The sequence below is a fragment of the Paenibacillus peoriae KCTC 3763 genome (assembly GCF_000236805.1).
GTDB classification, from domain to species: domain Bacteria; phylum Bacillota; class Bacilli; order Paenibacillales; family Paenibacillaceae; genus Paenibacillus; species Paenibacillus peoriae.
Map to the genome: position 1 here is coordinate 111,090 of NZ_AGFX01000011.1, position 15,874 is coordinate 126,963.

The following is a 15,874-nucleotide window of genomic DNA, read 5'->3' on the forward strand; positions in this document are numbered from 1 at the left end:
TTAGGTTCTCGTTTTAACGGCTAACCCACTAAACGATACAGGCCCAACAACATCGGCTCTTGTATTTGCAGTAAGGTTTTCTGCTGTGACTGTGTAAACATGGGCACCGGCTTTTACATTTCTATCTTCCGCCTGGAACGTGACTGCATAATTTTGTTCAGAACTAGCAGATTCGATACCTTGTTGGGTGTTGAAAATCTCTCTTCCATCGCGGAAAATTCTAAAGAGTATTTGCGCAATGCCAGTGACACCTCGAACACCCACAGTTGCTACTAAATCTACCCGATTAGGTTGAGAATTGGCTGGAATCCGTAAAGTGACTTTTGCAAGGAGAGATCTTGCTGGTGAACGTCGGATAGTAAATGAGTTTGCTAAGTTGAATCTACGGCGCGGTTGTACGGCAGCTTTATCAAGAATACGTACCAAAATATCAACTCCTCTTGTTTGATATCTCCATGATATGTTGGACACAAAGAGAATGATTGGACAATTATGTAAGATGCTTTGATTTGAATCAAATACATTATGAACAATGGTAAAGAGCAAATTACAGGTGGTGGTGAATAATTGTAAGGGGATGTACAAGAAATCCTAACCTACTACGTATTTCATAACTGTAATGTTACTAAATAATTATTATCCACCAGGAGCGCCTCAGCAGACATAGAATGACGTTAACGGGAAACGATAGTTAAAAAAATGATTTTGTATTTCGAATAAGGCGTTGACATCCTATAACATAATATTCGCGCTGTGGCCGTTGGCCCTTGATCTGCTAGGAGTTCTTTCGAAGAAGAGGAGTCAGGCAGATACATCCATTCCCCTAAGATAGGAACTATCTAAGGGGAATGGATGTCGAGAATACAACGTTAGACGAAACCTGTGCAAGGAAAAAATAAAAAGACAATGGAGGTATGTTTGGTGCTGACATTAGAAAAAGCTAGAAAAAATGATGCTCAAAAACTTGCTGAAATACAAAAGGCCAGTTTTGAGGATGAATCAAAGCATTTTAATAATAACGAAACCGTTGGGCCAATAGGATATGACTCCATAAGTTGGCAAGCAGAGATGATGCAAAATTGTGAATATTTCAAGGTACTCTTTAATGGAGAAATAATAGGGGGAGCTATGATATTTGTAGAATGTAATCAAGTGCATAATCTAGGAAGAATCTTTATTGATCCAAATTTTAAAAATCAAGGAATTGGAACGAAGGTGATGGAGAAAATTGAAAATAAATTTCCAGACAGCACTGAATGGTGGCTGGATACTCCTAGCTGGAGTGTCAAGAATCATCACTTCTATTCAAAGTGTGGGTTTACTAAAGTTAGAGAAGAAGGTGACTTATACATTTTTGAAAAGACTTTATAAACTTATTTTTTTGTGGCTTAATCAGGGATGGCACAATTATCGTATAGCATAATATTCAAGCAGTGGCTCCTTACGGAGCCTTGGTCTGCTGGAAGGATCTCGAGGAGGCATTCGGCAGACAACCCCTCCGGGGTTCATGAATACTGAACGTTATATGAAATCGGCGGATAATAAAAAGGGTGTTCAAAATACAAAAGATATATTGCGAACGCTCGACTATAAGTATGATAAAATCGAGATAGAAAGAAGGAATAGGACGAAATTGTAGGAGGTAAAACGAATGAAATGGCAAGAAGTAAGAGAATTGTTTCCTGACCAATTTGTTCTGGTTTCCATACTTAATTATCGTGAGGAAGGCAACAAAAAAATAGTAGATGAAGTTGCACCGATTCGCACAATATCAGAAGAAGATGCTAATAAAGAGTTTTTTCAAGCAAAGCCTGGGAATTTAGTGTACCATACTTCAAATCAAGATTTTGTGATTCATCTTCGTAGGGATCCATTAATGAGAGTGAGACGTAATAGTGATGAAAATTAACTATGACGGACAATTAATTACGACGTCACTTACTGTAACATTCAGAGGAAGAATTTTGAGAATAGATGATGTAATTATAGATACAGGATCTTCACATACTATAATTAGTCCTGATATTTTAGAGAAAATCGGTGTGACCTATGAAACAGGGGATTCAATATATGAAGCATATGGGATCGGCAGAAGCATTCCATTCTACACAAAGATTATGGACAGGATTGAAATAGGTACAAGCAGCTTTGAAAATATAGAAATAGATGTAGGCATACTGCCTAAAGATCATAAAGGGCTACTCGGATTGGATATTCTGAAACAACAAAATTTTATTATCGACTTGAAAACATTAGAATTACGTGTATGACTTTTGGAGAAAGAATAAAGTTAGTAAAATCGAAGATGCCGTCGAAATCATATAGCAATGCATCTATGCTGTGGAGTATTGGCCCCTTGGTTATCAGGTGTCACGCACAAAAGCATATTCAGACAACACAGGACCCGACCTAAGATAAGAGCTATCTAAGGTCGGGTTCTGTCATAGATATAGAAACGTTATCTACAATCAAGGTAATGAATGTAACCTAGCAATTCAGAGGAGGGGTTTCTTTGAATCGAAATCAAGCATTTAGAATCATTGGTGAATACTTCGAATCATGGATTAAGAAAGACACTGAAATGTTTAGTAAGGTTATACATGATGCAGCTATAATAAGGGAATGTACCGGTGCAGTCATGGAAGGAAAAAATGAATTAGTAAACTGGTTCACTCAATGGAATAACAGTGATAATAAGGTTGATTGCTGGGAAATCAAAGAAATAGGATTTGATGAAGCAAGTGAAGCAGCGTTTGTTGAATGGAGATTCAAGTGTCTATATGATGCTCAAGAATATGAATGGGATGGGGCTAGTATAGTATATTTCAAAGAATCTTTAATAATAGAACTAAATGAGTATAAAATGAAGCGAAATAAGTTTTTTCCTTACAGAAGCGTAAAAAACAGAGAAAGTGGGAGGGAATAAAAAGATGGACTTGACGGCAGATAATAGTATTCTCGCTGCTGGCCTGACGGCCCTTGGTCTGCCCGAGGCATTTCGAGAAGCGAAATCAGGCAAACAACCCTGTAAGGCTAAGTGGCGGAGCCACCCGCCGTTCGTGTGGCTTTAACCCTCTCGGGTTCGTGAATACAGAAACGTTATTTTCAATTGCCAAAGCCTAAAAGGTATAATAGGAGGAACGTATCTTGACCACAACTTTCACTAAGATAACTGGAGTTGGTTTTATTATTTTATCAGTTTTAAGACTAACTCCTTTTATGAATGCTACTGGAAAATGGTTGTTATATATCTCAATCGCAGCATTCTTTCTTATACTATATGACTTACTGGAATTTATTGTTGAAGGCATATGGATGAAGAAAGGAGTAAAGCTAAGTAAATTTCTATTCAGCTTACGTTCTATATTTCTTGGGTGTGCTGTGATGGCTATAATCGTTTTGCCCAATTTAAAGATCAATATATCTGTCAAAGAAGTTAATACATTTAGCGATGCATTTACATTAATTAGCTTAGGCATAGTGATAACACTAATTGGGTTTAAAACCGAAAGAGTACAAACCATTTTATATAATAGGAGAAAGACAATAAATAATGAAGTCAGAGAATTTCTCAATTCAATTGAAGGGCAAAGCATGATTAATGAACACATAGAAAAACTAAGAATAGAAAATACACACCAGATTAATAAATTAGATGCTGATTCTAAGTAGTAGCAACAGCAGATAACGTAATATTCAAGCTGCGTCTCATTTGGAACTGGGTCTAAGGGGAATTTCGGAGAGGGGTTTCAGCATACAACCCCTAGCGGGGTTCGTGAATACAGAAACATTATATGATAGAAATGTTAGACAACAAATAGAATTAAGGAAAAATACAAGAAAGAAGATAAGAACGCTTGTGCGCAGATCTAGATACAGGTAAAATATAGATACAATTGAATCTTGGGTGGGTGTGGTTTCCCTTCGAAAGGAGGTGAAGCCATGGAAGTGAAAGATGCGATGACTCTGATGCTGCTATTTGGAACATTCATTCTTGCACTTTTAACATACATTAATAACAACAAGAGAAAGTAAAAACCCACCCCAAGGTTAACGGCCAAAGGTGGGTTTCTATTCCATTGACTTTAGAAGGGATGAACCATCCAAGCCAATTGTACTGACCAAGTGTTCGCAGCACTTGGTCTTTATTTAAGAATATGATAACACATCAGAAAAGATGAATCAAAAATAAAATGAGTAATAGAATGAAAAAGAACAGGATAGTAATCAATCTTGAAGAGGCATTTCCATCATATAACATCGTATTTAAGCAGCGACTCCTATCGGAGCCTTGGTCTGCGGGATAAATTTCGGCAAGAGTAAATTAAACACAGGAGGAATGAGAATCAGTTGACTACATTGACTTTTGAAGAGGTAACTCAACAACACCTTCATGAAATTAGAAAGATTTATAATTATTATGTATTAAATACAACAATTTCATTTCATACTGAGGAATTAGATATTAACCAAATTAAATCATCTGTAATGAACAAGGATACACGTTATAAATCTTACGTAATCTTTGAGAATAATGAAATAATGGGGTATGTATTGATAACTCAATACAAGAGTAAACAAGCGTATGACACTTGTGGAGAGGTAACCATATATTTGAAGCCCAACTGTTTAGGACAAGGTATTGGAAAACAAGCATTGAGTTTTATTGAGGAAGTAGCAAAGGAGCAAGGCTTCCATACATTAATTGCAACAATTTGTATGGAGAATACAAGAAGTAAATCATTATTTGACAGAAACGGATATGAGCAATGTGCTCTATTTAAAGAGATAGGATATAAATTTGATAGAAGATTAGACATTGGAAGTTTTCAGAAGATATTGTAAGTAGATCATAGAAGTGCCGAACACCATCTAACATAATATTCAAGCAGTGGCTCCTTACAGAGCATTGGTCTGCTGGAAGGATTTCGAGGAGGCATTCGGCAGACAACCCCTCCGGGGTTCGTGAATACAGAAACGTTAATTGAAATTCTGCAAGATAAACAAAAGTAAGGGGAATCAACAATGTCTTACACTAGACCAGTAATCATTGAACCATATTATGATAAGCCTGAATGGATCACGAACGAGGTTACTCGAGAAGAAATTATCTTCCTATCTCCTGAATCAAGTGAGCAAGATGTTGAATTATTTTTAATTCTTCTATTTGGTTACAATCATATCAATATAGAACAATCATTTTGTTTGTCTTTCAATGAATTACTCAAGCAAGAAGAAGTCGCTATTTCAGGAGGAATCGCTTTCTTTGAAGATGAGAGCAAATATATATTACCAAGCTGTTGCTGTGGGTTAGAAGATTTCTCTAATGTTATTGATTCTATTTTAAATAAACAAAGTCCATGGATGGGACATGATCCTACCCCGGGTATTACATATATCGGTGATCAAGTATGTGTTTGGCCAGATGATCAAGAAACAATCGATAGTAATGTTAATTTCCCCATACAATATTCATATAAAGAACTAATAGATAGTCTAAATAAAACACGAAAAGAAATACAGGGGTTTATTGAGGGCCCATTATATAAATGGATTGACAAGAGAGACAAAGAGATTGCTGGCACTATGAGAGATCGGATGAAACAATGGATTATGAAATAAGAAAGTTATGGAAGTATTTCGAAGAAGACGCGAACTTCAGTTAACATTGTATCTACACTGCGGGCTTTGCCCTTGGTAAGAGAGATGTTGGGCGGCAAAGTATATATCTACGCCACACACGGCTTCCAGAATCGCGTAACAGGTGACCTTTTGTAGCGGTTTTGAAGACCCTTGCTGGATATTATACAGCGATGACGCTCATAGACAAATTGTCAGAACGTAGAAAAAAGTCAGCTTTGGAGTTCTGCAGAAAGTTGTCTCACTCAGCTCAAGTTGATTTTTTGTTAACTTTTGAACAAAGCAAATACACTGCCGTAAGCCGTAATCGCTTAGGGCAGTGTATTTGTCTTTAGAACCTGTATATCCATTGAAAACTTATTCTTCTCCGGTTGCCACCGGATTTTCCTCATAACTGATCCAGTCGCTCCAGCTTCCCGGATATAAACGCACCTTACTAAATCCAGCTTCATTCAGGGCCAATACATTGGGACAGGCGGACACGCCGGAACCGCAATATACGATGATTTCTGCATTTGGGTCAAGGTCGGCAAAGTGCTTTTGCAATTGTTTCGCATTTTTAAAGCTGTCTTTTTCGTCCAATACTTCTTTCCAAAAGTAATTCACCGCACCGGGGATATGCCCCGCCTTAGTATCAATTGGTTCTTCCAGCCCGGCATAACGGCGCGGCTCTCTGGAGTCGATAAGCAGCAGAGGATTTCTAGGGGCACCCTCGGAACCTTTACCATTGAGCTCTGTTTGCGAAAGCTGCAACGAAATCTCACGAACCTCCTGTATATCCGTTGCAAGCTGAGATTGAACATTCGCTACAAAGGTCGAGGGAATGCGAACCGGCTGGTCTGCCGTAACGGGGAACTTCGCTTCCTTCCAAGCGCTGTAGCCTTCGTCCAGCACATATACCTGCTCATGCCCTAGATAGCGCAGCAGCCACCAGAAGCGGGAGGCCATCATACCGCCTTGGTCATCGTAAGCGATGATGCGTGAAGCGGCGTTGATTCCGGCACGACTCAGACGTGCAGCAAGTGTATCCACATCAGGTAATGGATGGCGACCGCCATGCTCACCCAGAGGGGCTGTGAGGTCTTCTTCCAGATCGAAATGAATGGCCCCTGGAATGTGGTCTTCATTAAATTGAGTCCGTCCAGCCCCGGCTTGTCCGAGCAGGGAGCGGCAGTCGGCAATGATAATGTCCGGCTCATACAAGCGGGCCAGCAGCCAGCGTTTGGATACGATGGATTTCATAGAGGATTCCGCCTTTCTTTCTTCAATAATGATATGAGGATTTTCGCAAAATCTTTTCATGTACGAGTTGAGTATGGTTTATGAAAATGGGGTAAATAAGCTAAGAACTGGCCTTCAGGGGGTGCTCCGTGTTGGACAGTTCACTTTGGTGAACGACCGGCTTTTTAAAATCCGCTCCGTAGCGAATAAAAATCCACACCCCGAGCAGGATGAAGAAGCCTGCACCAAATTGTAAAGCAGATAGCCTTTCTCCAAGCAGTACCCAAGCTAGCAGAGAGGAAATCACGGGCTCACCAAGTACCGCCATTGACACTGCCGTGGCGTTAATGTATTTGAGCAGCCAGTTAAACAGGTAATGCCCGAATAGCGTAGGCACAATCGCGAGCAGCAGGAACAGTCCCCATTCCCGTGGAGCGTATCCGGTAAAAGGAATGGCATTGACCACATTATACAGCGCAAGTGATGTGGCGGCGATGGCGAATACCCAAAAGTTATACACAAAAGCGCTCAAATGCTCGCGTAAATGCTTGCCCATTAGCATATGGATCGAAACGGCCACCATGCCCAAGAAGGACAGTGCATCTCCGAGTAGGGCTTGTCCCGAGACGTGAAAATCCCCGGCCCCGATGGCCAATGAGCCGATAAAGGCCATACCCATTCCGATGAGCATGGCGCGGTTGGTGCCTGTCCGGAAAAACAAAAAAGAACCGAGCATGACAAGAATCGGCTCCAATGTCATAATAACGGTAGAGCTTGCAACGGTGGTCAGTCGCAGCGAGCCCATCCAGAGCAAGAAATGCAGCCCTAATGTGATACCGGACCACAGGATCAGCATCCACTGCTTGCGGGTGAGACTGAATAGCTCGGTGCGGTATTTCCAGACCAACGGCAGCATGACGAGATTGGTCAGGTACAAACGGTACATAGCGATGACGGACACCTCGGCTTCAGACCATCTGACGAAGATTGAGGAGAACGAAATAGCGATAATGCCTACGATGTACAGTAGTTCAAAGGAAAATGACGGTTTGTGTACTTGATTCATTTGTGGCAGCTCCATCCGTATGGAGGAAATAAACGCGAACCTGTTTCCTTCCATCGGTATCTCGAAAATTAGTTAATACAGCTCATTATACCGTACCTGACATCTGCGTGGTATGAGGATTTTGCCAACACCTGAGAATTTAAAAAAACGGGAGCAGAAGAAGGGCTTTTATTAGGAAGTATTTTAAGTGTGCTGCTGCGTAGAACTTTTGCCGCACAAACTCGTCTATCATAATGGAGGTGGAGAATATGAAAAAACGCAACACATTTTCAATCATATTATTGACTGTAGCAGCCATGCTGGCCCTGTCAGCCTGTGGAACGAAACCACAAACGAATAACACTACACCTCAGGGTGCAGACCAACCACAAACACAACAGCCCCAAGTAAAACCGGAGCTGGTCGCTAAGCCGGAGGTCAAACAAGGCACAGGTATATATAGCGGAGCCGCTGATCCACATACAGTAGAAATTGAAATCAATGGCGAAGCCCAATCCTTCCAACTGGGCGAAGGACTAGACAAGGTAGTGGCCGGACTTAAGGAGGGCGATTCAGTATCGTTTGAGTACAACGAGCAGGCTGTTGAGGGCGACACGACTGCGAAGCAGCTCATTTTAACAAAAATCCAAAAAACAGAAGCTGCAACAGGGAGCAAGGAAAACGGAAGCTCCGGTCAACAAGCAGGTGGAGAACGCTCGAAAACGCAAGCTTTTGAGCTTACCCTTGAAGGCAAAAAGGAAACGCAGACAGCTGCATTGGCACAGGGAGAGGGCTATTCGCTGTATGTGTTTGATCCGATGTCCTTGTTTCCCGATCAAAACCGTGTTGCCTTGGCTGTAGATGATAACTATTATGCTGAAATTACGAAGCTGCCTTCCGATTTTAATCTAGATGAGCTTCAGAAGGAAGGCGAGAAGGCTCTGGCTCCAATAGGCAAGGTGCAAAAACTGGACCAAACAGCGGTACCTCAAGCGCTGACCAGCAGCCGTCTGTTCCTGCAAGCGAGCGGCTCGAAGGTCACACAACAATATATTGTGGTGGAAAATAAAACGGGCGGTTTCATCGTGAAAGTGAACATTCCTCAAGGTGAACCTGCTAAAGGATTCGAATCCTACATTTATACATCGCTGGAGAGCCTGCAAGCTAATAAATAATCCTGTTTCGATATCGGGCGGTCGCTGGCTTACAATAATGTATCTAAGGCAGTCAAACTGCCGAAACTTGTTATTACAGGTACTAGGTTTGCGCCCTGAAGATCTAATCTTTAATTGCGAGATACGGCCTTTTTGTGCTATAAAGGATGAGAGAATAAGATCATTCCGGCTTGCGAAGTCGTATGAGGCGATGAAGGAGTTGTTCGATTTACTATGTCCATCGAAATGAATACACAAGAAGTCATCAACGTGATTAAAAACAGCAAGAAAAAGACGCCTGTTAAAGTATATGTAAAAGGGGCTTTGGCTTCCGCATCCTTTGGCGAGAATGTGCAAGCTTTTATTTCCGGAGACAGTGGTGTTGTATTTGGCGATTGGGCTGACATCAAGCCTGTACTGGATAGTGCAAACGCTAAAGAAGAAGACTATGTGGTAGAAAATGACCGCCGCAACTCTGCTGTACCTATGCTTGATCTGAAAGGCATCAATGCCCGTATTGAGCCAGGTGCGTATATCCGCGATATGGTTGGCATTGGCAATAACGCAGTCATTATGATGGGCGCAGTGATTAACATTGGCGTTACGATTGGTGAAGGCACGATGATTGATATGAATGCTGTACTTGGCGGTCGTGTTAAAGTCGGCAACATGTGCCACATCGGTGCAGGTGTTGTCCTTGCGGGTGTTATTGAACCACCTTCCGCACAGCCTGTTATCGTAGAAGACGAAGTATTGATTGGTGCAAACTCGGTCGTATTGGAAGGCGTGCGAATCGGTAAAGGCGCAGTTGTTGCAGCCGGAGCTGTCGTAACAGAAGATGTGCCTCCATACTCCGTGGTTGCTGGTACACCAGCACGTGTGATCAAACAGGTTGACGACAAGACGAAATCTAAAACTGAGATTTTGAAAGAGCTACGCGTTCTGTAAGAACAACGTTTTTGAATGTACCAAAGGTGAACGATTCCTTGTCAGAGACAAGATGTACTGACACACAACCTAGGGACGAAGCACAACGGACAAGGCTCGGCGGCTGCGCCGGGCTTTTGTCCTTTTATTCTTTTGCCGGATAAAAGCTGGTGAGCTAGAAAAAGGAGGCGGAGCAGCAAAATGAGCACAGTCGATTACCGTTCTTTTGTTCAAATACGAAGGGATTTACATCAAATTCCCGAACCGGGTTTTGAGGAATATAAAACTCAGCAATATTTGTTGAATTATTTGGGAACGCTCCCTCAAGAGCGTCTGGAAATTCGTACATGGCGTACGGGGGTATTGGTATTGATTCATGGAACGGCTCCTGAACGCCGCTATGGGTATCGTTGCGATATGGATGGCTTACCGATCGAAGAAGAAACAGGGTATGATTTTCGTTCAACCCATCCCGGCTATATGCATGCTTGCGGACATGATTTACATATGACGATTGGGCTGGGAATCGTTACTCATTTTGCAAGCCATCCGATGAAGGATGATCTGGTTGTGTTGTTTCAACCTGCTGAGGAAGGACCGGGCGGAGCATTGCCGATGCGGGACAGCACGGAGCTGGCAGACTGGCTGCCGGATGAAATTGTCGCACTGCATGTGGCACCGGAGTATCCGGTTGGCACGATTGCGACTCGTCCGGGCATTTTATTTGCCAATACGTCGGAGCTTTTCATCGATCTGAAGGGTACAGGTGGGCATGCTGCTTACCCACACAAGGCGAACGATATGGTAGTCGCTGCTTGTCAGCTGGTGGGACAACTGCAAACGATTGTAGCCCGAAATGTGAACCCGCTGGATGCGGCAGTCGTTACGATCGGTAAGGTTAGCGGCGGCACAAAGCAGAATATTATCGCGGAAACCGCACGTTTGGAGGGGACCATTCGTACATTATCAGCGAATACGATGAAGCTGGTTAAATCCCGGATTGAAGCGCTGGTGCGCGGTATGGAAGCTGGTTTTGAATGCCAGGCGGAAATTCATTATGGCTCCAATTATTTGCAAGTGTACAATGAAGCCAAGGTGACAGAAGAATTCATGAACTGGGTCAGTGATCGGCAGGATGTGCAGCTCATTGAATGCGGGGAAGCGATGACCGGCGAGGATTTCGGATATTTTCTGGAGCGAATTCCGGGCCTGATGTTCTGGCTTGGTGTTGATACGCCTTATGGCTTGCACCATGCCAAGCTGGAGCCTGCGGAGGAAGCGATCGAGGTAGCTATTCGTGTGCTGACAGATTATTTTACATGGAAGTCTCAAGGGTAAAATGATACGGCTTGAATAAATATGTTTAATGAAAAGAAAGAATTGGAATGAAATGAAGTCGTATTTTTTGAAGGAGGGTGTTATGGGAGAGCAAACGATCATCCGCTTTGAACGGGTGACCAAGCAATATGACAACGATCCCCCGGTGCTGGCGAATGTCAGCTTTGAGATTGAGCGTGGTAAATTTTATACACTGCTGGGCCCTTCCGGCTGTGGTAAAACGACGATTCTGCGTATGATTGCGGGCTTTGCCGAGCCGACGGAAGGCTCCATTTATTTAAATGACAAGCTCATTAATCGTGTTCCAGCCAATGAACGGCAGGTCAACACTGTATTTCAGGATTATGCGTTATTCCCGCATCTGAATGTGTTTGAAAATGTCGCTTTTGGCCTGCGGATCAAAAAGATGAACAAAAAAGACATTCAGGAAAAGGTGACACAGGCATTGTCCTTTGTCAATCTGGAAGGCTACGGCGAACGGGAAATTTCCGAAATGTCCGGGGGACAGCGTCAGCGTGTAGCCATCGCACGGGCTATCGTCAATGAACCGGAGGTTTTGCTGCTGGATGAGCCGTTGTCCGCACTCGATCTGAAGCTGCGCACAGAAATGCAGTACATTTTGCGCGAAATGCAGCAGCGCCTTGGCATTACTTTTATTTTCGTTACGCATGATCAGGAGGAAGCGCTGGCCATGTCGGACGAAATTTTTGTCATGAACAAAGGAAAGATCGAACAAAGCGGCACACCTAATGATATTTATGATGAACCGATCAATCGGTTTGTTGCGGATTTCATTGGTGAATCCAATATTGTCCCTGGACGTATGATTGCAGATTACCAGGTGGAATTCAACGGCCGACAGTTTGAGTGTGTAGACGGTGGGCTGCGTCCGAATGAACCGATCGAAATCGTGATAAGACCGGAGGATTTGGAGATTACCAGTGTTGCTGAGGGTAAGCTGCGTGTAAAGGTGGATACTCAGTTATTCCGCGGGGTTCACTATGAGATTAGCTGCTACGATGATTCGGGGCAGGAATGGCTGGTGCATTCCACCAAAAAGGCGGAGCTTGGTAGTGAAATCGGACTGCACTTTGACCCGGAAGCGATCCATGTGATGCGTTTCGGGGAAACGGAGGAAGAATTTGATCGGCGTCTGGAGGCCTATGAAGAGGTGGAGCAGCATGTCCGGTAATACAAGAGCAGCGTATCTGCTGCCTTACTATTTATGGATTGTGCTGTTTGTGGTAGCACCGGTGGTGCTTGTGTTTTACTACTCTTTATTTGATGTGGACGGTCATTTCACATTCAGCAACTATGCACAGTTTCTGACACCTGTTTACTTGAGCATGACGCTCAGCTCATTTTGGTTTGCATTTCTGATCACGGTGTTTTCGCTTCTGGTGGCTTATCCGGCGGCGTATTTGCTCACACGAACCAAGCATAAGCAGCTGTGGCTATTGCTCATTATTTTGCCGACATGGATTAACCTGCTGCTCAAAACGTATGCTTTTATCGGGATTTTCGGTACCTATGGTCCGGTGAATGCTGTATTAGGCATGGTTGGACTGGGGGGACAGCAATTACTGTTTACCAGCTCCAGCTTTGTGTTTGTATCGGTGTATATTTTTGTGCCTTTTATGATTTTGCCGATCTTTAACGCGTTGGAAGGGCTAAACCCTTCATTGCTGGATGCAGCACGTGATTTGGGAGCCTCCAAATGGACAGCGTTTCGTCGAGTTATTTTCCCGTTAACGCTTTCGGGCGTGCGATCCGGCTGTATGGCCGTGTTTATTCCAGCGCTGTCGCTGTTTATGATCACCCGTCTGATTGCGGGCAACCGCGTCATTACACTGGGAACGGCGATTGAGCAGCATTTTCTGGTTACACAGGATTGGGGTATGGGCTCTACGGTGGCTGTGTTCCTGATATTGGCGATGGGTATCATTATGGTGGTCACGTCGGGAACGAAACGGAGGGTACGACATGGCAAATAAAAATCGATTCGGGAATATGTATTTGGTGATCGTTTTTCTCGTGTTGTACGCACCCATTCTGTATCTGATGTACTATTCCTTCAACAGCGGCGGGACGATGCACAAGTTTGAAGGGTTTACGCTCCAATACTATAAAGAGGTTTTTGCTGACACTCGCTTGATCATAATTGTTATTAACACCTTGGTGATTGCGCTGCTGTCGTCTGCATTGGCTACAATTATCGGCATCATGGGAGCGCTGGCTATTCACCAGATGCAGAATCGTCGGGTCAAACATACGCTGCTGTCGCTCAACAATGTGCTGATTGTGAACCCGGACGTGATTATCGGTGCGTCCTTTCTCATTTTGTTCACGATGGCTGGAATCAAGCTGGGCTTCTACTCGGTCTTGTTATCCCATATTGCATTTAGTGTGCCGATTGCGGTCATTATGATTTTGCCGCGGCTGCAGGAAATGAGTCCATCCTTGGTCGATGCGGCGCGTGATTTGGGTGCCAGCCGGCTGGATGTGCTGACCAAGGTGATTTTACCCTTTATCAAGCCAGGGATTTATGCGGGCTTTTTTATGGCGTTAACATACTCGCTGGATGATTTTGCGGTGACCTTTTTTGTGACAGGCAGCGGCTATTCGACCTTGTCAGTGGAAATTTACTCACGTGCTCGCCAAGGGGTTTCCTTGTCCATCAATGCGCTGTCCACGCTCATTTTCCTGTTTACGGTGCTGCTGGTGGTGGGCTACTACTTTATTATGCGCAAGGCGAACCGTAATGGAAAAAAAGAGCCTGCAGCGGAAATGGGGGTGCCTAGATGAAGTCGCTTGTGCGTGTGTTTCTCTCCATTTTTATCATCTCGTTCAGCCTGATGGGGGTGGCGGCATGGCTCAACTCCAGTCAGGGCTATTCTGGTGGCAACACGCTGACGGTGTACAACTGGGGAGACTACATTGACCCTGAGCTGCTGGAAAGGTTTCAGAAGGAGACGGGGATTACCGTCATTTATCAGACATTTGACTCCAATGAGGCGATGCTGACGAAAATCGAGCAGGGAGGAACATCGTTTGATGTAGCGGTTCCTTCGGAGTATGCGCTGGCTAAAATGAAGCAGGAGCACCTTTTACTCCCGCTGGATCACAGCAAGCTGCCGAATTTGAAGCATGTGGATTCTCATTTTCTGAACCTTTCATTTGACCCAAGCAACGAATACTCGGTTCCGTATTTTTGGGGTACGGTCGGGATCGTGTTTAACCCGGAGTTAACGAAAGGAATTGATTTTCATAGCTGGGATGGTCTGTGGAACCCGAAGCTGCGCAACAATTTGCTGCTGGTCGATGGAGCTAGGGAGATTATGGGCATGTCGCTGAATAGTCTCCACTATTCCTTGAACGATACAAACAAGGCGCATTTGCAGCAAGCTTTGACGAAGCTGGAGAAGCTAGCGCCCAATGTCAAGGCCGTTGTTGGTGACGAGATTAAAATGCTGCTGGCAAATGAGGAAGCTGCTGCGGGGGTTGTATGGTCCGGCGATGCGTCTGAAATCATGGATCAGAACGACAAGCTGGATTACATCGTGCCGGATGAAGGCTCCAACCTGTGGTTTGACAACATGGTTATTCCCAAAACAGCTACCCATGTGGAGGCGGCCCATAAGTTCATCAATTTTATGATGCAGCCCGATGTAGCCGCTCAAAATGCTGAGTTTGTAGGCTACTCTACCCCAAACAAAGACGGTAAAAAGCTGCTGCCTGCAGATATTTCTGGGGATGAGCGATTCTACCCTCCGTCCGAAATTACGGATAAGCTAGAGGTGTACGACAATCTCGGCAAGCGCATGCTGGCTCATTATAATGAGCTATTCCTGCAATTCAAAATGCATTTAAAATAATGGAGTGGTGCGCGGATTCGGGTTTTGAGCTTTAATGGCCGCTGCGGTGGCGGATGGTGCTTACCATCGCTGTTAAATTCCGATTTTTTATGATTGGATATATAAAGGTTAAAATCGGAATTTAAAGGCGACCGCTTACGCTTGTCCAGCACCATTCCGCCCCCTCCGCTGCGCCGTGTTTAAAGCAACGCACCCATGAATCCCACACCGAGGTGAGGGAGTAGAGGAAGAGCGAACAGGCCGTTGGATCACCTGTATGGGTGGTTTGCTATTATCCCTTTTGAGTAGACAGTTTGGAATAAGCCCCCTAACTATCTATATTCAAAAGGGATTTTTTTACGTCCTTTTAAAGTTAAGGCTCCTTACCACATAAGGTTGAAATTACCGAATGCTCAGACGATATCCTGAAGGTACGTAAAGTGTATGCAGGCTTAAAATGATTAAGATAAGTGTCTGCAGTATAGGGGATAACTGGTTCAGGCACGTGTTCATAAAGGGGGATACGGACTGTCTCAATTACCTGATTAATGATTTCATTGATGTATTTTTGAACTTTGCTTAATTTTTCATCCTCAAGCGTATCAATTTCAAGAATCAGTCCATACAGGTTCTTCACGATGATTTAATACTCTTCCGAATCCACTTCGGCATCAGCGAAATATACGTCATAATTT

General features: G+C 43.8%; 19 protein-coding genes. 15 read left to right on the forward strand and 4 right to left on the reverse strand.

Going from position 1 to position 15,874, the window contains the following annotated elements:
* Complete coding sequence (locus KQI_RS0102925) at positions 1–426, reverse strand: hypothetical protein (RefSeq protein WP_010345217.1); 426 nt, start codon at positions 424–426, stop codon at positions 1–3.
* Positions 427–921: 495 nt separating this feature from the next.
* On the opposite strand from KQI_RS0102925, the gene KQI_RS0102930 reads away from it, so the two are divergent.
* The 8 genes from KQI_RS0102930 (at position 922) to KQI_RS0102975 (ending at position 5,622) form a co-directional block, all read left to right on the forward strand.
* Positions 922–1,371 (forward strand): GNAT family N-acetyltransferase, encoded by a 450-nt coding sequence (locus tag KQI_RS0102930; RefSeq protein ID WP_010345218.1) that lies wholly within the window; start codon positions 922–924, stop codon positions 1,369–1,371.
* Between the two features lie 280 nt (positions 1,372–1,651).
* Complete coding sequence (locus KQI_RS0102940) at positions 1,652–1,909, forward strand: hypothetical protein (protein ID WP_007431378.1); 258 nt, start codon at positions 1,652–1,654, stop codon at positions 1,907–1,909.
* The gene (locus KQI_RS0102945; RefSeq protein ID WP_010345219.1) at positions 1,899–2,270 is read left to right on the forward strand and encodes a retropepsin-like aspartic protease; all 372 of its coding nucleotides are present in this window, start codon (positions 1,899–1,901) and stop codon (positions 2,268–2,270) included. Before KQI_RS0102940 ends, KQI_RS0102945 begins: the two co-directional genes overlap by 11 nt.
* Before the next feature lie 242 nt (positions 2,271–2,512).
* Positions 2,513–2,926, forward strand: coding sequence for a nuclear transport factor 2 family protein (locus KQI_RS0102950; RefSeq protein ID WP_010345220.1), 414 nt, complete (start codon positions 2,513–2,515; stop codon positions 2,924–2,926).
* A 221-nt stretch (positions 2,927–3,147) separates the two neighbouring features.
* Positions 3,148–3,672, forward strand: coding sequence for a hypothetical protein (locus tag KQI_RS0102960; protein ID WP_010345221.1), 525 nt, complete (start codon positions 3,148–3,150; stop codon positions 3,670–3,672).
* A 270-nt stretch (positions 3,673–3,942) separates the two neighbouring features.
* Positions 3,943–4,035 (forward strand): competence inhibitor ComI, encoded by a 93-nt coding sequence (gene comI, locus KQI_RS28700; protein WP_007431380.1) that lies wholly within the window; start codon positions 3,943–3,945, stop codon positions 4,033–4,035.
* A 315-nt stretch (positions 4,036–4,350) separates the two neighbouring features.
* Positions 4,351–4,845, forward strand: a complete 495-nt coding sequence (locus tag KQI_RS0102970) for a GNAT family N-acetyltransferase (RefSeq protein WP_010345222.1) — start codon at positions 4,351–4,353, stop codon at positions 4,843–4,845.
* Positions 4,846–5,025: 180 nt separating this feature from the next.
* Positions 5,026–5,622 (forward strand): hypothetical protein, encoded by a 597-nt coding sequence (locus KQI_RS0102975; protein WP_010345223.1) that lies wholly within the window; start codon positions 5,026–5,028, stop codon positions 5,620–5,622.
* 375 nt (positions 5,623–5,997) lie between these two features.
* On the opposite strand, the gene KQI_RS0102980 is transcribed toward KQI_RS0102975, so the two are convergent.
* Both KQI_RS0102980 and KQI_RS0102985 read right to left on the reverse strand, forming a co-directional pair.
* The gene (locus KQI_RS0102980) at positions 5,998–6,882 is read right to left on the reverse strand and encodes a sulfurtransferase (protein ID WP_010345224.1); all 885 of its coding nucleotides are present in this window, start codon (positions 6,880–6,882) and stop codon (positions 5,998–6,000) included.
* Between the two features lie 100 nt (positions 6,883–6,982).
* Positions 6,983–7,927, reverse strand: coding sequence for a DMT family transporter (locus KQI_RS0102985; RefSeq protein ID WP_010345225.1), 945 nt, complete (start codon positions 7,925–7,927; stop codon positions 6,983–6,985).
* Positions 7,928–8,175: 248 nt separating this feature from the next.
* On the opposite strand from KQI_RS0102985, the gene KQI_RS0102990 reads away from it, so the two are divergent.
* The 7 genes from KQI_RS0102990 (at position 8,176) to KQI_RS0103020 (ending at position 15,200) form a co-directional block, all read left to right on the forward strand.
* Positions 8,176–9,081 carry a hypothetical protein gene (locus tag KQI_RS0102990; RefSeq protein ID WP_010345226.1) on the forward strand — a complete coding sequence of 302 codons (906 nt, stop codon included), beginning with the start codon at positions 8,176–8,178 and terminating at the stop codon, positions 9,079–9,081.
* A 213-nt stretch (positions 9,082–9,294) separates the two neighbouring features.
* Positions 9,295–10,008: a 2,3,4,5-tetrahydropyridine-2,6-dicarboxylate N-acetyltransferase gene (dapD, locus tag KQI_RS0102995; protein ID WP_013372273.1), complete on the forward strand. Its 714-nt coding sequence runs from the start codon at positions 9,295–9,297 to the stop codon at positions 10,006–10,008.
* Between the two features lie 180 nt (positions 10,009–10,188).
* Complete coding sequence (locus KQI_RS0103000) at positions 10,189–11,325, forward strand: N-acetyldiaminopimelate deacetylase (protein WP_010345228.1); 1,137 nt, start codon at positions 10,189–10,191, stop codon at positions 11,323–11,325.
* 82 nt (positions 11,326–11,407) lie between these two features.
* Entirely contained in the window at positions 11,408–12,517 is a 1,110-nt protein-coding gene (locus KQI_RS0103005; RefSeq protein ID WP_010345229.1) for an ABC transporter ATP-binding protein, read from the forward strand.
* Positions 12,507–13,319 carry an ABC transporter permease gene (locus KQI_RS0103010; RefSeq protein ID WP_010345230.1) on the forward strand — a complete coding sequence of 271 codons (813 nt, stop codon included), beginning with the start codon at positions 12,507–12,509 and terminating at the stop codon, positions 13,317–13,319. Before KQI_RS0103005 ends, KQI_RS0103010 begins: the two co-directional genes overlap by 11 nt.
* Positions 13,309–14,130, forward strand: coding sequence for an ABC transporter permease (locus tag KQI_RS0103015; protein WP_010345231.1), 822 nt, complete (start codon positions 13,309–13,311; stop codon positions 14,128–14,130). The genes KQI_RS0103010 and KQI_RS0103015 overlap by 11 nt, the downstream gene beginning before the upstream one ends.
* Entirely contained in the window at positions 14,127–15,200 is a 1,074-nt protein-coding gene (locus KQI_RS0103020; RefSeq protein WP_010345232.1) for an ABC transporter substrate-binding protein, read from the forward strand. Before KQI_RS0103015 ends, KQI_RS0103020 begins: the two co-directional genes overlap by 4 nt.
* 352 nt (positions 15,201–15,552) lie before the next feature.
* On the opposite strand, the gene KQI_RS0103025 is transcribed toward KQI_RS0103020, so the two are convergent.
* Positions 15,553–15,816, reverse strand: a complete 264-nt coding sequence (locus tag KQI_RS0103025) for a hypothetical protein (protein ID WP_010345233.1) — start codon at positions 15,814–15,816, stop codon at positions 15,553–15,555.
* Between the last annotated feature and the right edge of the window lie 58 nt (positions 15,817–15,874).